Genomic DNA, 20,561 nt, shown 5'->3' with positions numbered 1-20,561 from the left:
CGGTACGGCGGCGGACGCGCGCGCGCGCGCGCAGNGTGTCTTCCTCCCCCTCCACCACCGACTTCGTCGGCCGGTCCCCTCCCCATTCCTGCGGAACAGGGAGGATACACAAGGTCCCCAACGCGGCGGAAGCTGCCGCTCGATAAAAAGCAGAAAAACGGGTTCACGCGGAGGCGCAGAGGTGTTGGGTGACGCCGTGAACTCGCTCCCCATTCCAATGGTGAGGAAAACGCACCGATGAAAGGAAAGGCTCGCTGCCGCAAGCGCTACACCTCTGCGCCTCCGCGTGAATCATTCTTCTTCGTCATTGCGAGCGCAGCGAAGCAATGACGGAGGTACGCCCTCAGCCCAGCCCGATCAGCGCAATCTGCCGCCCGTAGCTCAGTTCCCCGCGATGGGTGGCGCGGCGGAAGGAGTAGAACCGCTCGGGCTCGGCATAAGTATCCAGCCGCAGCCCCTCGGGATGCGCGATCCCGGCGAGGCGCAACCGGCATAGCACGTAGCCTTCGAGGTCGAACTGGAAATGCTCGGGCCGCCCTTCGCGGAAGAAACGCGCATTGGGCAGGTCGTCGGCGAGGAAGCGCTCGCGGAACGCTGCGTCCACCTCGTAGGAATCCTGCGCGATGCACGGCCCCACCGCCGCGACGATGCTTTCCCGCCGGGCGCCGAGGGCCTCCATCGCGGCGATGGTGGAATCGGTGACGCCGCCCAGCGCCCCGCGCCAGCCGGCATGGGCCGCGCCGATCACGCCCGCCTCGCGGTCGGCGAAGAGCACCGGCGCGCAGTCGGCCGTGAGGATACCCAGCACCGCGCCGGGCCGGTCGGTGACGATGGCGTCGGCCTTGGGGCGGTCTTCCTCGGACCATGGTTCCCCGCCCAGCACCGCGCAGTCGGCCGAGTGGACCTGATAGACCGTGACCAGCCGCGCGCCGGGCAGCACCGCTTCGGCCGCCCGCGTGCGGTTGCGTTCGACGATGTCGAGATCATCGCCCGAACCGCGCCCGACGTTGAGGCCCGCGACTTCGCCCTCGCTTACCCCGCCCCCGCGGCCGAGGAAGCCGTGGGAGACACCTTCGAGCAGAGTGGCGCGGTTGACTTCGACCGGCTCAGCCAAGGGACTTCGACACCTGCTCGCGCACGTCGCGCGAAAGCTCGGGCAGCGCCGCGATGCGCTCCAGTTCGGCGCGCATCATCGCCGCGCGGACCGGCTCGATCCGGCGCCAGCGGCCGAGCGAGGGCACGAAGCGCGCCGCCGTCTGCGCGTTGATCGGATCGAGACGGCGGATCAGGTCGCCGATCATGCGGTAGCCCTCGCCGCTGGCGTCGTGGAACGCCTTGGGGTTCGCCGCCGCCGCCATGTAGAGCGCGCGCACGCGGTTGGGGTTGGTCATGGTGAAGTCTGCGTGCTGCGCCAGCGCCGCGATGTGCTCCAGCACTTTCGGGTTCAGCGCGCCCGCCTGGAGCGAGAACCACTTGTCGATGACGAGGGCATTGCCTTCGTAACGGTCATGGAAGTCGGCCAGCGCCGTCTCGCGCTCGGGCGCGTCGAGGCTGGCGAGGACCATGAGCGCGCCCTGACGGTCGGTCATGTTGTCGGCCGCCTGGTACTGCGCGAAGGCACGGCTAGCGCCCTCGGCCGGGTCGCCGCAGGCGATCAGCACCAGCGCCTGCGTCTTGATCTTGCGGGCACCGCGCGCGGCCGCCTCGCGCGAATAGGGCACGGCGACGGCGCGGTCGTGGAGCGCCTTAAGCGGACCGGCGAGTTCGCGGCCCAGCCATGCCTTCAGCGCCTCGCGCTCGGCATGGATCGCGCCGGGGTCGGAGACGGGGAGCTGCTCGGCAAGGTAGGTCTCGGCGGGCAGGATCATCAGCTCGCCACGCATCAGGTCGTCGAGCGCCGGGTCGGCGATCACCGAACCGTAAGCCTCGCCGATCGCCGCGCGCCCCTCGGCGCGCGCGGCATCATCGAGCTTGCCAGAGACGGCGGCGACGAGATGCTGGACGACGAGGCCCTGCATCGCCTCGTAGCGGGCGAAGGGATCGTCGTCATGCGCGGCGAGGAACACGAGGTCCGCGCTGTCGCGTTCGAACTCGATCGCCACCGGAGCCGAGAAGCCGCGGTTGATCGACAGCACCGGCGGCTGCATGAAACCGTCGAAGGTGAAGATCTGGCTGTCCTTGTCGAGGACGATCAACTGCTCGCCCGAATGGGTGCCGGTGTCGCGATCGAACAGGGCGACGCGCAAGGGGATGGGCATGGCCTGCTTTTCGGGCTGTCCGGGGGTGGCGGGGACGGTCTGGGTGAGCTTGAGTACCGTTTGGGTGCCGTTGTGTGCCATCTCGGCAGCAACCTGCGGCGTGCCGGCCTGCGAGTACCACAGGCGGAACTGCGTGAGATCGAGCCTGGCGCCATCCTCGATCGCCTTGACGAAATCCTCGCAGGTCGCGGCCTCGCCGTCGTGGCGCTCGAAATAGAGGTCGGTGCCCTGGCGGAACCGTTCGAGGCCCGCCATGGTGCGCATCATGCGGATCACCTCGGCGCCCTTGTTGTAGATCGTCGCGGTGTAGAAGTTGCTGATTTCCTGGAAGGAATCGGGCCGGATCGGATGCGCCAGCGGGCCGGAATCCTCCGGGAACTGGGCAATGCGCAGGACGCGCACGTCCTCGATCCGCTTGACCGCCTCGCTGCCCATGTCTGCGCTGAACAACTGATCGCGGAGGACAGTGAAGCCTTCCTTGAGGCTCAGCTGGAACCAGTCGCGGCAGGTCACGCGGTTGCCCGACCAGTTGTGGAAGTATTCGTGCCCGATCACGCCTTCGACGGCATCGTAATCTCCGTCGGTCGCGGTCTCGGGGTCGGCCAGGACATAGCGCGTGTTGAAGACGTTGAGGCCCTTGTTCTCCATCGCGCCCATGTTGAAATCGGACACGGCGACGATGTTGAACAAGTCCAGATCGTACTCGCGCCCGAACGCTTCCTCGTCCCACTTCATGGAATTGACGAGGGAATCCATCGCATGCTGGGTGCGGTCCTCGTCACCCGGGCGGACCCAGATGTTGAGGTCGACCTTGCGGCCGCCCATGGTGGTGAATTCCGCGTGATTGGCGACGAGGTCACCCGCCACCAGCGCGAAGAGGTAGCTCGGCTTGGGCCAGGGATCGTGCCATTCGGCCCAATGCGTGCCGTCCTCGCCCTCGCCGCTGGCGGTGCAGTTGCCGTTGGCGAGGAGGATGGGGAACTGCGCCTTCTCGCCGCTCATCCGCATTGTGTAGGTGGAGAGCACGTCGGGCCGGTCGGGGAAGAATGTGATGCGGCGGAAACCCTCCGCCTCGCACTGGGTGCAAAGCATCCCGTTCGAGGCATAGAGGCCCATGAGCTGGCTGTTCGCGGCGGGATTGAGCGCGGTTTCGACCTCGACTGCATGCGCCTCGCCGTTCAGTTCGACGAGCAGGTCGGAGCCGTCGAGGCGCCAGTCGTTGACGTCAAGCCCGTCCACCCGGACCGCCAGCGGGGCGATCTGGTCGCCATTGAGGCGCAGCGTCGAAGCGCCGCTTCCTGCGGGATTGCGCGCGACCGAGAGCTTGGCGACGACCTTAGTGGCGTCGAGGCCGAGGCGGAAATCCAGCGCGACCTCAGGCACCAGCCATGCGGGCGGCAGGTAATCCTCGCGCCGGATCACCGGAGGCGCGGCGGGCGGCGGCGCGGCATCCGCCACTTGAGTGTTCTCGGCGGGCTCGGAGGGTCTGCTGGCGATGTCCATGCCTGTTACTTAGAGGCTCGGCGGCCGATTGCCAGCGGGGGATTCGTCATTGGCGATCCGCCCACCCCCAACCCCTCCCGCAAGCGGGAGGGGAGCGAGACTTGCGAAGCCGCAGGCTGAGTTAGTCGCAGCGGGGTGGGCATCGCGCGCTACCTTCGCTAGCTATGGACCATGCGCCGCCTGTTCATCTTCGGTCTCGGCTATACGGCCGGTTTCATCGCCTCACTGTTCGAGGCGCACGGGTGGGAAGTGGTCTCGACCGGCAGCGTAGGCACGCTCGCCTTCGATGACGAAGGCAGTGTGCGCCTTGCTCTGGCGGATGCCGATCACGTGCTCTCCTCGGTCCCGCCGGGACGCGAGGGGCGGGGCGAACCGCTGGACTTCGTGCTCGAGCGCTATGGCAATGCGCTAAGGGGCAAGGCGCTGTCGTACTTGTCCTCCACCGGCGTCTACGGCGATACCGCCGGCGCGTGGGTGGACGAGAGCGCGCCCACAGTCTCCGGGGTCGGCACCGGCCGCCGCACGGCGCGGGCCGAAGCCGATGCGGCATGGCTGGCGCTGGGCGCGCGGGTCTATCGCCTTCCGGGGATCTACGGCCCCGGCCGCTCGATACTGGAACGGCTGGCGCTGGGCCGCGCGCATCGGATCGACATGCCCGATCAGGTCTTCAGCCGCGTCCATGTCGAGGACATCGCGGCCGGGGTGCTGGCCGGGATCGAGGCGGAGCCGGGCGCCTACAACCTCGCCGACGACCTGCCCTGCGCGCAGAACCGGCTGGTGGAGGAAGCCTGCCGCCTTACCGGGGCTCCGCTGCCGCCGCTGCAGCGGCTCGATGAGGCCGATCTCTCGCCGATGGCGCGGGCGTTCTATGCGGAGAACCGGCGCGTCGCGAACGGCAGGGCAAAGCGCGTGCTCGGCTGGCGGCCGCGCTATCCCACTTATGTCGAGGGCCTAGCCGCGCTTGCGCGCCGCCAGCGCGATCACTAGCCCCGCCAGCGCCAGCACCGCGCCGCCGGCGGCAAGGCCGGTCCAGCGATAGCCTTCGAACAGGGTCGAGAGTCCCATCGCCACCACCGGCACCGCAACGCCGTTGTAGGCCGCGCGGCCAGGCCCGAGTTCGCGGATCAGCATGAAGTAGAGCGGGAAGGTCACCACCGAGCCGGCAATCGCCAGATAGGCGATCCCGGCGAGGTATTCCCAGCGCGTCTCCATCACCGGCGCGCCGACGGTGGCAAGGCTCCAGCAGGCGTCGATCGCGGCGCCCAGCAGCATGGCCCATGCCAGCATCGGCACCATCGGCTGCGCGCGGCCGACGCTCGTGCCCTGCAGGATGTTGGCGGTGGAGGCGCTGAGGATGCCCGCGCAAGTCATCAGCACGCCGAGCGCGACGCGGCCCTCGGGCGGGGCGCTGCGGTATTCGTGGACCATCAGAAGCGCGATGCCCGCGATCGCCACCAGCGAGCCCGCGACGAAGCCCGGCGTCACCTTCTGGCCGAGGAATATCCGCGCCAGCACCGCATTGGGCAGCATCAGCAGCGCGTAGCAGACAGCGACCAGCCCCGAGGTCAGGTGGATCTCGGCCTGGTAGACGAACTGGAAGTTGCACACGAACTGACTCAGCCCGACCAGCAGCGCCAGCCCCATCCCCTGCCGCGAAAGGCGCAGGCTGTCGCGCCGCAGCAGCGCCAGCGCCAGCATTCCCGCGCCCGCCAGCGCGAAGCGGTACGTGATCGACCATGTCGGCGGCACCGATCCGACCTGATCCTTGATCACCAGCCAGGTCGAGCCCCAGATCGCCGTGACGACGAGGAAGGCGAAGATCACCTTGCCTCGGGAAGCGGGCTCCTGCGCCTCGGTCACAGCCCGGCCAATGCCCTGGCGAGAGCGGAGACGTGCGCGTCCTTCGCGTCCCACGACGTCACCAGCCGCGCGGCATCGGCGCCCCAGTCGTAGAAGGCGAAGCCTTGCGCACGCAGCGCCTCACGCTCGGCGGCGGTGCAGGTGAGGAAGATCTCGTTGGCCTCTACCGGATGGAGCAGGCGGCCCGGCGCGGCAGCGGCGATTTCGGCGGCGGCGGCATTGGCGGCGCGCGCGTTGCCCAGCCACAAGCCGCCCTCCAGCATCGCGAGGATCTGCGCGGCCATGAAGCGGCCCTTGGACTGCAGGTGCCCGGCGCGCTTGCGGCGGTAGCGGATCGTGCGCGCGGCCTCGACGTCGAAGAAGACGATGGCCTCCGCGCCCATGCCGCCGTTCTTGACGAAGCCGAAGCTCAGCGCATCGACCGCGCCTGCGGCCTCGGCGGGAGAGCAGCCCAGATACGCCGTCGCATTGCCGAAGCGCGCGCCGTCCATGTGCAGGCCAAGGCCGCGCGCCTGCGCGAAAGAGGCGATCGCGGCGACTTCCTCGGGACGGTAGACGCAGCCATACTCGCTCGCCTGCGTGATCGAGATCGCATGGGGCTGGACCTGATGGACGTCGTCGCGGATCGGATCAATCACGGCGGCGAGGGTTTCCGGCGTGACCTTGGCGCTGGCCCCGTCCGCCAGCAGCAGCTTGGCGCCGTGAAGGAAGAAGCCCGGCGCGCCCGCCTCGTCCATCTCGATATGCGCCTCGCGGTGGCAGACGACGGCGCCGTGCGGTGGCACCATGGCGGCGAGGGCAAGGCAGTTGGCGGCGGTCCCGCTCGCCACCCACAGCACCGCGCACTCGCGCCCGAACAGCGCCGAGAACGTGGCGTCGAGGCGCTGGCTCAGCGCGTCGTTGTCATAGGGCGCGTCGGGCGCATCGGCGGCCATCATCGCCTTCCAGACGGCGGGATGGACGGCGGCGGCATTGTCGGACGTGAACTGCATGGCCATATGCCCTGTGAGCGCGCGCACGCCCCGTCAAGCGCGCAACGAGGAGAACCGCCCCATGGTCGGCGTCACCATTACCAAGCACGAGTTCGGCTCGGCCGGAGAGTACCACGCCCACGTCGCGGACAGCGAGCATATCGGCCGCCTGACATGGACCGAACGCGGCCTGGTACGCTCTGCCGATCACACACTGGTCCCCGAGGCGATCGGCGGGCGCGGCGTCGCGATGCGGCTGGTCGAGGCGATGGTCGCCGATGCGCGCGAGAACCACTTCAAGATCGAGCCGGCATGCAGCTACGTCGCGGTGGCGTTCAAGCGGCATCCGGAATGGGCGGACGTGAAGGCGTAAATATATAGGTGCCCCGCCTCGGGGGCTTCGACAAGCTCAGCCTGAGCGGGTTGGGAGGTTTGCACCACCCCCGCTCACCCTGAGCTTGTCGAAGGGTCAGGCACAGCTTGTCGAAGCCCCCGAGGCGGGGCGCATTAAGTCGGGGACGACGTAGCGTCCCACCCGCCCGCCAGAAACCGCGTAGCCAGCCCGGCGAGGAAGGCCGAGCCGCGCGGCATCACGCTTTCGTCGACCATCATACGCGTCGAATGGATGCCGCAGCACTGCCGCCAGTCCGCGCCTTCGTGGCTGACGCCGAGGAAGAACATCGCGCCGGGCACTTTCTCCAGCAGATAGGCGAAGTCCTCCGCTCCCATGATCGGGTCGGCGAGGCGCAGGAACGCCGCCTCGCCCAGCAGGTCATGGGCGACGGCCTCGCCAAAATCGACGGCGCTGGGGTCGCACAGGGTCACCGGGAAGCCCTCGATCACCTCGACCTCTGCCTTGAGCCCGTGCGCGCCCGCGATCCCGGCGGCGAGCAGCGGCAGTTCGTCCTTCAGCCGCGCGCGGTTGGCGGCGGAAAGCGTGCGCATGGTGCCGGTCATGGTCGCGGTGTCGGGGATGACGTTGTGAGCGGTGCCCGCTTCGATCTTCGAGATCGTGACGACGACGGGATCGAACACGCTGAACCGGCGCGCCACCATGGTCTGGATGGCGCCGACGATCTCGCAGGCGATCGGCACCGGGTCCATCGTATCGTGCGGCATCGAGGCATGGCCGCCGCGCCCGGTCACGGTGATCCTGAGCTGGTCCGCCGCCGCCAGCAGAGCGCCCGCGCGCCCGCCGATCAGGCCGTGGGGCGCATTGGGCATGACGTGGAGCGCAAAGGCCGCGTCAGGCAGCGGCCGGTCGAAGCCCTCGCCGCCGAGCAGGCCGTCCTCCAGCATGAAGCGGGCACCGTGGTAGCCTTCCTCGCCGGGCTGGAACATGAAGCGGACCTCGCCCGCCAGCCGGTCGGCCTGCGCGCAGAGCAGCTGCGCGGCCCCGGCAAGCATGGCGACGTGGGTGTCGTGGCCGCAGGCGTGCATGACGCCGGGTATGATGGAGGCGAAGTCCAGCCCGGTTTCCTCGGGCATCGGCAGCGCGTCCATGTCGCCGCGCAGCAGCACCGAGCGGCCCTCTCCCGCGCCGCCCCTGAGCGTCGCGACGAGGCCGGTGGTGGACGGCCCTTCCGCCCATTCGAGGGGCAGGTGCGCCAGCGCCTCGCGGATCTTGTCGCGCGTCTTCGGGGTGTGGAGGCCGATTTCGGGCTCGGCGTGGATCGCACGGCGCAAGGCGACGATGCTGTCGGAAAGGGCGGCGGCTTCGGCAACGAGGGTCATGCCGCGCATGATACGCGCGGACGCTTCGCTGTCGAGCCGGGGGTTACTCCTCCGGCCCGACCTCGACGTCGTCGGGCAGGCCTACCATGATCTTGCCCGCATCGACCTGACGCAGCGTATGCCACGCCATCACGCCCATGGCGACGTAGGAGGTCGCCCCCGCCAGCGCCACGGCCCAGGCCGCGCCGCTCGGGCCGATGGGGATGAACTGCCACAGGCCCACGCCCAGCGCCGCCAGCGCGATCAGGCGCGCGACGAGCGACTGGCGCGCCTTGCCGGTCGAGTGCAGCACCGGCTCGAACGCCACGCTGGCAAGGTCGAAGCTGGCGGCCACGGCCAGCGGGATGAGGATCGAGGCGCCGCTTTCGAAGGCATCGCCGCCGATCATCGCCAGCAGCTGCTCGCCGAGGAAGTACGCGACCGCCACCACGGCAAGGCCCGCACCGCCCGCGATCAGGCTGGTCTGGAGCGCCAGCTTGCGGAATTCCTCGGCCTTGGAGGCGACGCGGACGCGGGCCACTTCGGCATAGACCGAGCGAGTCAGCAGCGTGGAAAGCTTGCTCAGCGCCTGCGACAGCTGCGAGGCGAGGCGGTAGAGGCCCGCCGCCTTGGTGCCGACCCAGCCGCCGACGACCAGCAGCGGGCCGTTCTTCATGGCCGCATCGATGGCCGAGCCCATGTAGGTGACGAAGAAGAACTGGGTGACGCCCGGGTTCTCCCGGATCGCGCGGCGCAGCTGGAAGAGGTAGGAAATCCGCACCGCCTGCGGGCTGAGGCGGCGGGCCATGGTCCAGTAGAGGATGGCCTCGAGAATATCGATTGCGGCCCAGGCCGCCAGGAACCGGCCGACGGTCGGCCCGGTGAACCAGATGATCAGCGCGGCGACGAGGCGCCCGCTCGGCACGATCGCCTCGACATAGACGGCCATATCGAACCGGTTGAGCGCGCGCACGATCCCGGTCGGGGCTGAAACCAGCGCCCAGAGCGAGCCGACGCAGTACCAGAACGCGATATGGATGAAGCTGGGGTTGAGTTCGAGCAGATGCGCGAAGCCGAAGATCAGGATCGCCGCCAGCCCGCAGCCGAGAATCGCACCGACCGCATCGATCACCCCGCACAGCATGCCGAGGCGGCCGAACTTCTCCCAGTCCTTCGCGTGGACATGCTCCGACCCGTAGCGCACGACGACTCGCCAGGTCTGGAAGCCTGCGAGCGAGGTCAGCGCCTGCGCGGTGCCGAAGATCAGCGAGAAGTGGCCGAAATCCTTGAGGCCGAGGGTGCGCGTCTGGATGGCGAGGTACGCCAGGCCGCAAATCGCGCCGAAGCCCTTGCCGCCGAGCAGCCAGGCGGTGTTCTGGAGTATCCGCCCTAGCGGAGATGCACTCTCCTGGCGGTAGCGTTTGGCGGACATTGGCTCGCATTTGGACGAGGGGGCTGTCAGTTGCAAGGGTGGGCTCGCTCTTCTTGTACGTATGGCCGGCTCGGATCGCCCCGCCAGAGCTTTCCCTTTCGCAGTGCAGTCGCTAGATGCCCCCTTCCCCCAAGCAGACTGAATGACACATGATCGAACACGCCATCCTCCTCAGCGCCGGCCAGGGCTCACGCCTGCTCCCCCTCACGGCCGAGCGTCCCAAGTGCCTGATCGACTTCTCCGGCCGCTCGCTGATCGAGTGGCAGATCGAGATGCTGGCGCGCGGCGGGGTCAAGCGGATCGACGTGGTCACCGGCTTCATGACCGACATGCTGGAGGAGCACCTCAATTCCATCCGTGACCCGCGCGTGGAAATCACGGTGCGATTCAATCCCTTCTTCAAGGTGGCCGACAACCTCGGCTCGTGCTGGATCGCGCGCGAGGCGATGCGCGGTGACTTCCTGATCCTCAACGGCGACACGCTGGTGTCGGAGGAGATCGTGCGCACGGTCCAGCAGGGCGCGGCCGGTCCCGACGGCAAGCCCTGGCCGATCACCGTGACGGTGGACGTCAAGGCGGACGGCTACGACAGCGACGACATGAAGGTGGAACGCAGCCCCGAAGGCCGCCTGATCCACATCGGCAAGACGCTGACGGCGGCGCAGTCCAATTCCGAATCGATCGGCTTCCTCGCATTCCGGGGCGAAGGCGCGGACCTGTTCCGCGAGACCGTGCGCCAGGCCATGCGCACGCCCGAGGGCGTCCAGCACTGGTATCTGAAGGTGATCGATTCGATCGCGCCCACCGGCAAGGTCGGCACTGTTTCGATCGAGGGGCTGGACTGGGCCGAGGTGGACTTCCTCAACGACATCGAGATCGCGACGAAGCTGACCGATACGTGGTGAGCGGTCCGAACGTTATTCGGTTCTGAGAATACAATTTTTGTCATCCCCGCGAAGGCAGGGACCCATCTGATGCCTGTGCAACATGCGATGTCAGAAGATGGGTTCCCGCCTTCGCGGGAATGACGATGATTACTAGCTCAACTGCAGGTCTGCAGGACGGAGTGGGCATCAGCCCTCGAAAAGCCCCTTCAGCCAAGCCACCAGCGCATCGAGATCCGCCCCCTCCAGCGCCACCGCATGGCCAAGGTCCGGCACCTTGGGCCAGCCGCAGTCGACGAACTCGCGCCCCTGCCACTCGCGCGCGCCTTCGTAGCGGGGGATGACGTGGAAGTGGACGTGCGGGTCCACCATCATCAGCATCAGGTAGTTGAGCTTGGCATAGCCGACCGCCTTGCCCAGCGCCGCCTCGATGGCGCCAGTCGCGCGCTTCAGTTCGGCATGCGCCTCGGCCGGAAGGTCGCCGAAGGCGGTGACATCGCTCTTCGCCGCCAGCACCAGTGAGCCGAGCGTCGGCTGCGCGGGCCGCGCGAGCACGACCCAGTGGTCGAACTCGGCCACCAGCGTCGCGGGCCAGCCGAACTTCTGGATTGTAGTGTTCACACGCGCCGCGTTCATAATCTTCAGCCTTCCGCCAGCCAGGAGGTGATCGTGCCACCGCGCGCCCGCACGATCCATGCCTGCGCCAGCCGCACCGCGTGGATCAGGCACGACAGGGCCGTCCACCAGGCTACCGCGATCAGGCCGAGGTCGGGGCGCGAGAACACCATCGCCGCGAACAGGATCACCATGTTCGGATTGCGCCGCGCGGTGATCAGGCGGAACTTGCTGTCGAACGGCCGCCACACGTGGATGTGCATTCCGGCAAACCGGATGAACGCCCCTTCGATCAGGCGCTGGACTACATAGCCGCCCTGGATGGCCACCTGGACCCACCAGAACGTCGCGGTATCGTAGGACATCCCCCAGTACGCGAGGCCCGTCGCCCAGAACCACCACCAGAACGGCGGATGAACAAGGTCCATGCCGTGGTCGAACACGTTGCCCCAGGCCGAGGAGGTGATCGTGCAGCGCGCCAGCTTGCCGTCCACGGTGTCGAGCACCATGAACACGAGGCCCAGCGCCATGCCAAGCCAGTAATGGCCGTAAGCAAAGAGCACGGTGGCGATTACGCAGAACACCGCGCCGACGGTCGTGACCATGTTCGGCGTCACACCCAGCTTCGCGCAGATCCGCGTCAGCACCAGCGCCCATTCCGGCCAGAGGTACTTGGTCAACACGTCGGTCACGCCCTTGTAGGCGCCGAAGTAGCTCGCGCGCTCGATCGGCCGCAGCGTCGCGGGGGTCAGCGCCATCAGGAACGGCGTCTCGCGCTTGCGAAGCTGCTTGTTCTCGATGGTCGGGCCGTCTTCATAGGCGACGACCTCGAACCCGGTCGAGTCGACCAACGGCAGGCCCGCCGCCATGGCAGCCGCGACTCGCGCCGCCTGATGTGCATCCGCAGCATGGGCAAGTGCCGGAACACCGCCCAAAGTCAGCACCGTGCCCTGCCGTCCGGTGATGTTTCCGAACCACGCCGGGTCCCACGCAAACGCTGCGTTGGAAAGTATCGCCGGGCCTTCGGGCACGCCGTCGACGGGCTCGAGCCCGGCGGCGCGGGCGATCCGACCGACCCGCACCGAAGGGCTCAGGCCCCACAGCTTCACGGGATTTTCACCGATCGTGACGACCGGCAGCACTTGCGTATTGTGGACCATGGACCGCCACGTAGTGCCTCGCGGACCGGGTGACAATCTCAGGCGCCTTGGTTCGGCCACAAGCGTGTCGATACGGTAACAAGCGCCATTAAACTGTAACCCAAATGTGTCAGAGCATATTTCTGGGTGATTTTCCGAGCTAGCGATACTACATGGTACGCCGTGCACGGAAGTATTCACACCTTCGAGACGCTGCCGATCTTCGGCGAGCTTGGTCGCCGCGACGGCGCGCGCACGGTTCGCCCGGCTCGCCGCGGCCGTGCGGTCCCGCTGGTCGGCATCGTCCGCAACCCGCGCAGCCACCGCAACATGGGCATCAAGCCCGAGATGGCGGATTGCTCCAACATCCTGACGCAGACCCCCTCCACGCGTGAGGAACTGCACTACACGCTGGCTGAGTTCGCCCGGCGCGGCATCGACTATCTCGTGGTCGACGGCGGCGACGGCACCGTGCGTGACGTGCTTTCGGCGGGCGCGGACATCTTTGGGAACGATTGGCCCACATTCATCGTACTGCCCAAGGGCAAGACGAACGCGCTGGCGGTCGATCTTGGTCTGCCCAACAAGTGGTCGCTGGCCGAAGCGCTGGCTTCCGCCCATCGCGGCCGGACCATCTCGCGCAGCCCGCTGCGGATTTCCCCGGCGGACGGCACCGCGCGCTGCGTGCAGGGCTTCATTCTGGGCACCGGCGCCTTCTCGCTCGCGACCGAGGCCGGGCAGGAGGCGCACCGCCGCGGCCTGTTCAACAGCTTCGCGGTCGGCCTCACCATTCTCTGGGGCGTGCTGCAGACCTTGTTCGGCGGGGCCGGCAACGCCTGGCGCGCCTGTACGCCGACCCGTATCGTCGATCGCCGCACCGGCCAGCACCTGCCTTACATGGGCAAGGGCAGTGCGGACGAGCGCTACCTGACCATCGCCACCACCTTCGAGCGGTTTCCGCTCGGCGCAAAGCCCTTCGGGCGCAATCCGGCGCCGGGACTCAAGCTGGCGGTGATGGACTGGCCGATCCGCTGGCTGGTGGCGCTGCTGCCCGCGATGATGTTCGGCTTCAACCTCAAGCTGTTCGCCCGCAAGGGTGCTCACCGCGTGAGCGCCAGCGAGGTCGACATGGACATCGGCGGCACCTTCATCCTCGACGGAGAGGCTTTCCCGGCCGGTCGCTACGTGCTCGAGGAAGGGCCGCAGATCAATTTCGTCGTCCCCTGACGCCGGACCGCCGGGTTTCCAACTGGCGCCTTGTAATTGCGGCTGGCCTGTCCGATTGACGCGGCAATGATCGCGCATTCCCCTCTCGATGACCGCATCGCCTCCGCCCTGACGCGCGAGGTCGTGCCCGAAGTGCGCGCCTTCGCCGGGAAACTGGCCCAGGCGGCGGATGCGCTGGGCGTGCTGTTCTACGGATCGAACCTGCGCACCGGATCGCTGGAGGGCGTGCTGGACTTCTACGTCCTGCTGCCAGGCGCTCAGGTCGAGCGGATCTGGCCGCGCGTGAGCTATCACGAATGGACGCACGACGGTGTTCCGTTGCGCGCCAAGGTCGCGACGATGGCGCTGGAGACCTTCCGCGCCGCCGCAGCCGGAGAGCGCATCGATACCACCATCTGGGCACGCTTCGTTCAGCCGAGCGCTCTCGCCTGGCAGCGCGACGCGGCCGTCGGCGCCGCGATCGCGCAAGCCGTCGCAGGCGCCGCCCGCACGGCGGCGCGCCTCGCCGTAGCGCTGGGGCCTGACGCGGGAACGCCCGAGGACTACTGGCGCGCCTTGTTCCGCGCGACTTACGCCGCCGAATTCCGCGTCGAGAAGGCGGGCCGGGAAGACTCGATCCTCGCCGCCAACCGTGCCCATTTCGACGGACTGCTGCCGCTGGCGCTCGGCGCCGCCGGGATCGCCGTCACGCAGGAGGGCGGCCGCCTGCGCCCCACCCTCCCCGCCAACGAACGGGCGCGCATCCTGTCGTGGTGGGCGCGGCGCCGGCGGCTGGGCAAGCCCTACAATGTTTTGCGGCTCCTCAAGGCATCGACCACCTTCGAAGGCGCGGCCCGCTACGCCGCCTGGAAGATCGAGCGCCACACCGGCGTCCCCGTAAAGATCACCCCTTGGCGCGAGCGACATCCGATCCTCGCCGCCCCCGGCGTGCTCTGGCAGGTCTGGCGCGGCAAGCGGGAGAAGACCGCATGAACGCCCTGATCCTCGCCGGATCGCGCCCCGGCGCGCCCGACCCCGTCGCCGAGGCCGAAGGCGTCGCGCACAAGTCGCTGGTCGAGATAGCGGGCAAGCCAATGCTCGCCCACGTCGTCGTCGCACTGCGCGAGGCCGGGATCGCACGGATCGCCGTCTCCGCCAGCGATCCGCACGTGCGCGATCTCGCCGCGGAACTCGGCTGCGAGGTGCTCGCCACAGGCACCGGTCCCAGCGCCAGCGTTGCCATCGGGCTGGAGACACTCGGCGCGCCATTGCTGATCACCACCAGCGACCATGCGCTGCTGAAGCCCGAGTGGGTCCGGGATTTCCTCGCCGACACGCCGGAAGGCAGCGACGTCGCCATCCTCCTCGCCCGGCGCGAGGCGATCGAGGCGGCGATGCCCGGCAGCCGCCGGACATATCTGCGCTTCGCCGACGGCCACTGGTCGGGCTGCAACCTGTTCCTGCTGGCGAGCCCTCGCGCGGGCCTTGCGATCGACACCTGGAAGATGGTCGAGGCAGACCGCAAGCGCCCCTGGCGCATCGCCGCGCGGCTGGGGATCGGCATGCTCATCGGCTATGCGCTCGGCCGCCTGACCTTGAGCGACGCGATCGGACGGCTGGGCCGCAGGATCGGCGTCACCGCCAGCCTCGTCGCCGCACGCGACGGGCTCGCGGCGGTAGACGTGGACAAACCTTCGGACCTCGCGGATGCGCGGGCGATCCTGTCTGCGCGGGCAAGCAGCAATTTAAAGCACTGACGGGGCGGGCGCAGCGCTGAAAGGCGCGCACAGCGTTTCAAACCATTGCCCGAAGCGCCGACCCGCAACTCGATGCGCGGCCATTCGTTTCCCTTACGCCCCATGTTTGATCCCGGTCATGGAAATCCCACCGCCACGGGTTAGCCTGAGGATGCCTAAGAGGGAGAACGACCATGCGCTCGATACTCGTCAACGCCGACCGCAAGCCGGGCAGCGATGCCCGCCTCCAGACCGCCGTGGACATCGCCCGACGCGAGAACGGCCACGTTACCGTGCTCGTCGACACCCCCGTCTCGCGCTACATCGCGATGGACCCGATGGGCGGCAGCTACGTGATCTCCGAAGCGCTCGACAAGGCGCTGGAGGCCGACGACGAAGTCGCCGCCGCCGCCGAGACCCGCCTCGCGGACGCGGGCGTGCCTTTCGAGGTGATCCGCTGCGAGGACGACCCCGTCACCGCCTTCGCCTATGCCGCCCGCCTTGCCGACCTCATCGTCGTCTCGCGCTCGGGTGGGCTTGCCGGAGACCTTGCCCTGCGCGCCCGCGCGCCGGTGCTCGCGCTGGCGGAAACCCCGCTCAAGGTGCCGGTCGGGACTGCCTGCATCGGCTGGGACGGCGGGGAGCAGGCCGCCGCTGCCCTGCGCGCCGCCGCGCCGCTGCTGGCGCAATGCTCCAGCGTGAAGCTGATCTGCGTGGTCGAGAAGGAAGGCGGCTTCCCCGCCACCGATGCCCTGCGCTACCTCTCGCGCCACGGCGTCAACGCCGAACTGGAGGAGCATGAGCGCGTCCACTCGACTCAGGAGACGCTGGCCGCCGCTGCGCAAGGGGCGGACCTCCTCGTCATGGGCGCCTACGGCAAGAATCGCGTGCGCGAGTTCCTGTTCGGCGGCGTGACCGAGTTCTTCCTCAAGGAGGAAACCGCGCCCGCCCTGCTCCTCGCGCACTGATCAGCGCCCGACATAATACCGTACGGCGCCGCCCCGAAAGGGTGCGGCGCCGCAATTTTATGGCGATTCCGAGTGACATGCTGACCTTGGCAAGCACTTGACGCGTTGCAGCAGGCAAAGGATTGCAGCCCATCGCCCCAGCGTTGCGCGCTCACGTAAGCGTAAAGATGAATCTGAAGGTCGGTTCATTATCATACATGGCGGAAACCCTGACATTTCGTTCAGAAAAGCGCCTCTCGTGCAGCATTACGCAACCTTGGTTCACATTTTCGCAACACGACCTATCCTTTTCGCACTTGCACAAAAGCCGATTCGGCGGCATACAGATAGTGCCTTTCAGGCATCCTCTCCCAAAACTTCTACGGCCTGGTCGGAAACGACCGGGCCTTTTTTCTTGTCCGGGTAATGCGCGAATTCCGCCACTCGGAAAGGGAACACGCGCGCATCGTACGGGTTCGAATTGCATTCCCCGGTGGCGATACCCAGCTATCCTCCACCGACCGGTCGATCAGCAGATGACCGGGATCGGGATCGAGGAAGGAACACCCCGCACATGGCGGATACCGAAACCAAGACCGAAGACCGCACCATAAAGCTGCAGGTCGCCGCCGCTCGTCAGGAAGAGAGCGGCCAGGGCATCGCCCGCCTGTCTCGCGCCGCATTGGGCGAGATCGGCGCCATGGAAGGCGACGTGCTCGAAATCACCGGCAAGGCCGTGACCGTGGCCCGCGCCGTACTCGCCTACGACGAGGACGAGGGCCTCAGCGTCATCCGCCTCGACGGCCTCCAGCGCGGCAATGCCGAAGTCGGCTCCGGCGACCACGTCACCATCCGCAAGGCCGAATCGCGCCCCGCCCAGCGCGTCGTCTTCGCGCCCGCGCAGAAGGACATGCGCCTGCAGGGTCCGTCCGCCGCGCTCAAGCGCAACTTCTTCCAGCGCCCCATGGTGCAGGGAGACCTCGTCGCCACCACCGGCCAGCAGCAGGTCGCGGACATCCCGCCCCAGCTGCGCCGCATGTTCAACGCGCCCGCCTATGCGCTGACACAGATCCGCCTCAACGTCGTCTCCACAACCCCGCGCGGCATCGTCCACATCGACGAGAACACCGAAGTCGAACTGCGCGAGGTCTTCGAGGAAGCCCACGACGCGCGCGGCGACGTCAACTACGACGATGTCGGCGGCATGAGCGACACCATCCGCCAGCTGCGCGAGATGGTCGAACTGCCGCTGCGCTACCCCGAACTGTTCACTCGCCTCGGCGTCGCCCCGCCCAAGGGCGTCCTGCTCCACGGCCCGCCGGGGACCGGCAAGACGCGCCTGGCGCAGGCCGTCGCCAACGAGAGCGAGGCCAGCTTCTTCTCGATCAACGGCCCCGAGATCATGGGCTCCGGCTATGGCGAGAGCGAGAAGCACCTGCGCGAGATCTTCGAGGAGGCGACCAAGTCCGCCCCCGCGATCGTCTTCATAGACGAGATCGACTCGATCGCCCCCAAGCGCGACCAGGTCCACGGCGAAGCGGAAAAGCGCCTCGTCGCCCAGCTGCTCACGCTGATGGACGGCCTCAACAGCCGCGCCCACGTGGTCGTGATCGCCGCCACCAACCGCCCCGACGCCATCGACGAGGCCCTGCGCCGCCCCGGCCGCTTCGACCGCGAGATCGTCATCGGCGTGCCCGACGAGAAGGGCCGCCGCGAGATCCTCGGCATCCACACGCGCGGCATGCCGCTGAGCGAGCGCGTGGACCTGAACGAGCTGGCCCGCACCACCCACGGCTTCGTCGGCGCCGACCTTGCCGCCCTCGCCCGCGAGGCCGCGATCGAGGCGGTGCGCCGCATCATGCCCAAGCTCGACCTCGAGGCGCGCACCATCCCCGCCGAAGTGCTCGACAACCTGCAGGTCTACCGCGAGGACTTCCTCGCCGCCCTCAAGCGCGTCCAGCCCTCCGCCATGCGCGAGGTCATGGTGCAGGTGCCGAACATCGGCTGGGCCGACATCGGCGGCCTGGACGAGGCACAGATCAAGCTCAAGGAAGGCATCGAACTGCCGCTGAAGAACCCCGAGGCGTTCCACAAGCTGGGCATCCGCCCGGCCAAGGGCTTCCTCCTCTACGGCCCGCCCGGCACCGGCAAGACCCTGCTGGCCAAGGCGGTGGCGAAAGAGGCCGAGGCGAACTTCATCTCGATCAAGTCGTCCGACCTGCTCAGCAAGTGGTACGGCGAAAGCGAACAGCAGATCGCCAAGCTGTTCGCCCGCGCGCGTCAGGTGGCCCCCTGCGTGATCTTCATCGACGAGATCGACAGCCTCGTCCCCGCCCGCGGCATGGGCGGTGGCGGCAGCGAACCGCAAGTCACCGCCCGGGTGGTCAACACCATCCTCGCCGAGATGGACGGGATGGAGGAACTGCAGTCGGTCGTCCTCGTCGGCGCCACCAACCGCCCGGCACTGGTCGACCCCGCCCTCCTGCGCCCCGGCCGCTTCGACGAACTGGTCTACGTCGGCACCCCCGACGCCCCGGGCCGCGAACACATCCTCGGCATCCACACCGGCAAGATGCCGCTGGCCGACGACGTACGCCTGGGCGAGATCGCCGACCGCACCGAACGCTTCACCGGCGCGGACCTGGAGGACGTCGTCCGCCGCGCCGGCCTCATCGCCATCCGCAAACGCGGCGCGAGCGTGGAAGAAGTGACGATGCAGGACTTCGAGGAAGCCCTCGAAGACAGCCGCGCCACCGTGACCGAAGCCATGGAAGACGAATACCAGCGCATGAAAGGCGAACTGAAAAAGCGCGCCATGGAAGTGACGCCGATCGGCTTCATCGCCCCGGGCATGGTGGAAAGCACACGCGAACGGAAGCACTGAGGACAAGGGGTGGGGCGCGGGATTTCCCGCGTCACCACCCCACCTCGCCGCTGTTTCTTGCCTCCACCCTCGCCGCTGTTTCCCCCACCCTCGTCATTGCGAGCGTAGCGAAGCAATCCAGAGCGGCTTGAACCCACGCTCGCGATACGAACCTTCAGCCAAAGCAAAAGCCCGGTCCGTTGCGGCCGGGCTTTTGTCGTTTCAGGCAGGGAACAAGGGAGAAGAGAAAATGCGAGGGCCATCGCCCTCGCGCTCCCGGGAATTGGCGACGTTGCGCCAGATAGGGACCGCCTCCAAAATCGCAGGTGCTCACCACCCTTCCAAGGGCCGGCCGCAGCGTTAGCTGCGGCCGGGATGGATTAGTCACTCGTCATCGTCGACGAGCCAGCAGAACGCACGCTTGCCATACTGCTTGGCATATACGCGCGTTCCATCTGGCAACGTCTTCCACGGGCGACACACCCACCGCTTCCCGCGGGGAGGTGGCGACATGAAAGCCTCCAAAATGGGGCCCGATGTTCTTTGCGTCCAGAAACTCGTTGTGCTAAGGCACAAGCTGCTAAGCCGAGCTTTGGATCGCGCACCGACTCAGGGGCCGCGTTCTGAGCAGGAAAACTGAAGGGGTCCAGATTACCAGTCTGGGCCCCTTTATCCCATTAAGCTGCCTCCAACACTGCTTCGACCCATTTGTGGTCGTGAGCGTGGTTATGCGTGAAACTGACAGGCCGATCCGGCCCCTCGTCGAGATCTGCCAGATTCGACGGCATCTCAAGAATGAGCTGCGCAAATGTGGCTGGCTCGCTAATGGCAAGAAGGGTATTAATTCTCAGAAGCCGATCTTCCGGCCCGGGAATATTCACTTTGTCTTTTTCCCATCTTGCAACGGTCTGTACGCCCGTTCCAAGGCGATGTGCCAACTCGCCCTGCGTCATATCGATTGCACGACGGATAAATTTAATTTCACGACCGGAAAGCGCCTTCCGAAAACGCACCAAGTGAAGGGCGATCGCTTTGTGAAGACCCTCAATGTCTTCCACATGGATCAGCTCTTCGCCACGTCGGTTCGTAACGGAAAATCCGTCAACCAGCCAAATGTTCTCTAGCCCACAGTCCTCGTACAAACGAGGCTGACCAATAATTAATTGGCCACGGGTGCAAAAAATTTCCTTGCTCATGGTGTATGATCCCATCGGATATCTTCGACGAAAATCCTCCCTTCGCTAAAAGTAATTGAGGCTCTTCCGACGTCCCGGAAGCCCTTCACGTCCAAATAAACACTGCATCGCCATTCTCCCTTGAGATCGCCCTGCAGAGCCTCACCATTCAGCTGACAACGCTTAAATGCCCGCACAATCAGGATATCGCTGACATCCAACTGTCGCATCGCACCGCGTGCCGCCGAAAGCATGAGTA

18 protein-coding genes are annotated in these 20,561 nt (G+C 67.2%); 8 read left to right on the top strand and 10 right to left on the bottom strand.

Annotation, left to right across the window (positions count from 1 at the left end; translation table 11 throughout):
* Positions 1-343 precede the first annotated feature (343 nt).
* Both pgeF and pepN read right to left on the bottom strand, forming a co-directional pair.
* Entirely contained in the window at positions 344-1,114 is a 771-nt protein-coding gene (gene pgeF / locus HWN72_RS00300; protein ID WP_211149471.1) for a peptidoglycan editing factor PgeF, read from the bottom strand.
* Entirely contained in the window at positions 1,107-3,761 is a 2,655-nt protein-coding gene (gene pepN / locus HWN72_RS00295; RefSeq protein ID WP_211149470.1) for an aminopeptidase N, read from the bottom strand. The genes pgeF and pepN overlap by 8 nt, the downstream gene beginning before the upstream one ends.
* Before the next feature lie 171 nt (positions 3,762-3,932).
* On the opposite strand from pepN, the gene HWN72_RS00290 reads away from it, so the two are divergent.
* A complete protein-coding gene (locus tag HWN72_RS00290; protein WP_211149469.1) occupies positions 3,933-4,748 on the top strand; it encodes an SDR family NAD(P)-dependent oxidoreductase in 816 nt (271 codons plus the stop codon).
* Here the strand turns inward: HWN72_RS00290 and HWN72_RS00285 are convergent.
* Positions 4,713-5,621, bottom strand: coding sequence for a DMT family transporter (locus HWN72_RS00285; RefSeq protein ID WP_211149468.1), 909 nt, complete (start codon positions 5,619-5,621; stop codon positions 4,713-4,715). The two genes, HWN72_RS00290 and HWN72_RS00285, sit on opposite strands and share 36 nt — an antisense overlap.
* On the bottom strand, positions 5,618-6,613 hold the full coding sequence (locus tag HWN72_RS00280; protein ID WP_211149467.1) for a low specificity L-threonine aldolase: 996 nt from the start codon (positions 6,611-6,613) through the stop codon (positions 5,618-5,620). Before HWN72_RS00280 ends, HWN72_RS00285 begins: the two co-directional genes overlap by 4 nt.
* Positions 6,614-6,674: 61 nt before the next feature.
* Here HWN72_RS00280 and HWN72_RS00275 point away from each other — a divergent pair, with 61 nt between their 5' ends.
* The gene (locus tag HWN72_RS00275; RefSeq protein ID WP_008829718.1) at positions 6,675-6,965 is read left to right on the top strand and encodes a GNAT family N-acetyltransferase; all 291 of its coding nucleotides are present in this window, start codon (positions 6,675-6,677) and stop codon (positions 6,963-6,965) included.
* A gap of 134 nt (positions 6,966-7,099) precedes the next feature.
* On the opposite strand, the gene HWN72_RS00270 is transcribed toward HWN72_RS00275, so the two are convergent.
* Positions 7,100-8,335 carry a M20 family metallopeptidase gene (locus HWN72_RS00270; protein ID WP_211149466.1) on the bottom strand — a complete coding sequence of 412 codons (1,236 nt, stop codon included), beginning with the start codon at positions 8,333-8,335 and terminating at the stop codon, positions 7,100-7,102.
* A 34-nt stretch (positions 8,336-8,369) separates the two neighbouring features.
* Positions 8,370-9,737 carry a lipopolysaccharide biosynthesis protein gene (locus HWN72_RS00265; RefSeq protein WP_211149465.1) on the bottom strand — a complete coding sequence of 456 codons (1,368 nt, stop codon included), beginning with the start codon at positions 9,735-9,737 and terminating at the stop codon, positions 8,370-8,372.
* A 149-nt stretch (positions 9,738-9,886) separates the two neighbouring features.
* On the opposite strand from HWN72_RS00265, the gene HWN72_RS00260 reads away from it, so the two are divergent.
* Positions 9,887-10,642 carry a sugar phosphate nucleotidyltransferase gene (locus HWN72_RS00260; RefSeq protein WP_036528447.1) on the top strand — a complete coding sequence of 252 codons (756 nt, stop codon included), beginning with the start codon at positions 9,887-9,889 and terminating at the stop codon, positions 10,640-10,642.
* Positions 10,643-10,810: 168 nt separating this feature from the next.
* Here the strand turns inward: HWN72_RS00260 and HWN72_RS00255 are convergent, their stop codons facing one another.
* The gene (locus tag HWN72_RS00255) at positions 10,811-11,242 is read right to left on the bottom strand and encodes an HIT family protein (RefSeq protein WP_211149472.1); all 432 of its coding nucleotides are present in this window, start codon (positions 11,240-11,242) and stop codon (positions 10,811-10,813) included.
* A 20-nt stretch (positions 11,243-11,262) separates the two neighbouring features.
* Positions 11,263-12,396 carry a CDP-alcohol phosphatidyltransferase family protein gene (locus tag HWN72_RS00250; RefSeq protein WP_211149464.1) on the bottom strand — a complete coding sequence of 378 codons (1,134 nt, stop codon included), beginning with the start codon at positions 12,394-12,396 and terminating at the stop codon, positions 11,263-11,265.
* A gap of 162 nt (positions 12,397-12,558) precedes the next feature.
* On the opposite strand from HWN72_RS00250, the gene HWN72_RS00245 reads away from it, so the two are divergent.
* The 5 genes from HWN72_RS00245 to HWN72_RS00225 all read left to right on the top strand — a co-directional run bounded on the left by HWN72_RS00245 (position 12,559) and on the right by HWN72_RS00225 (position 19,148).
* Positions 12,559-13,602, top strand: a complete 1,044-nt coding sequence (locus tag HWN72_RS00245) for a diacylglycerol kinase family protein (protein WP_008829712.1) — start codon at positions 12,559-12,561, stop codon at positions 13,600-13,602.
* Positions 13,603-13,668: 66 nt separating this feature from the next.
* Complete coding sequence (locus HWN72_RS00240) at positions 13,669-14,574, top strand: hypothetical protein (protein ID WP_211149463.1); 906 nt, start codon at positions 13,669-13,671, stop codon at positions 14,572-14,574.
* Positions 14,571-15,338 (top strand): nucleotidyltransferase family protein, encoded by a 768-nt coding sequence (locus tag HWN72_RS00235; protein ID WP_211149462.1) that lies wholly within the window; start codon positions 14,571-14,573, stop codon positions 15,336-15,338. The genes HWN72_RS00240 and HWN72_RS00235 overlap by 4 nt, the downstream gene beginning before the upstream one ends.
* Before the next feature lie 173 nt (positions 15,339-15,511).
* Positions 15,512-16,285 carry a universal stress protein gene (locus HWN72_RS00230; protein ID WP_211149461.1) on the top strand — a complete coding sequence of 258 codons (774 nt, stop codon included), beginning with the start codon at positions 15,512-15,514 and terminating at the stop codon, positions 16,283-16,285.
* A 553-nt stretch (positions 16,286-16,838) separates the two neighbouring features.
* Positions 16,839-19,148: a CDC48 family AAA ATPase gene (locus tag HWN72_RS00225; RefSeq protein ID WP_008829708.1), complete on the top strand. Its 2,310-nt coding sequence runs from the start codon at positions 16,839-16,841 to the stop codon at positions 19,146-19,148.
* 656 nt (positions 19,149-19,804) lie between these two features.
* Here the strand turns inward: HWN72_RS00225 and HWN72_RS00220 are convergent.
* Together HWN72_RS00220 and HWN72_RS00215 are read right to left on the bottom strand one after the other, a co-directional pair.
* Positions 19,805-20,323, bottom strand: coding sequence for a helix-turn-helix domain-containing protein (locus tag HWN72_RS00220; protein ID WP_211149460.1), 519 nt, complete (start codon positions 20,321-20,323; stop codon positions 19,805-19,807).
* The coding region (locus HWN72_RS00215; RefSeq protein WP_211149459.1) for a hypothetical protein at positions 20,320-20,561 on the bottom strand (242 nt) is incomplete at its 5' end. The genes HWN72_RS00215 and HWN72_RS00220, both read right to left, overlap by 4 nt.

It is taken from the genome of Novosphingobium sp. HR1a, assembly GCF_015594425.1.
Lineage (GTDB): Bacteria > Pseudomonadota > Alphaproteobacteria > Sphingomonadales > Sphingomonadaceae > Novosphingobium > Novosphingobium resinovorum_A.
Note: the sequence above shows the minus strand (reverse complement) of the source record. Positions and strands in the feature narration are given on the sequence as shown.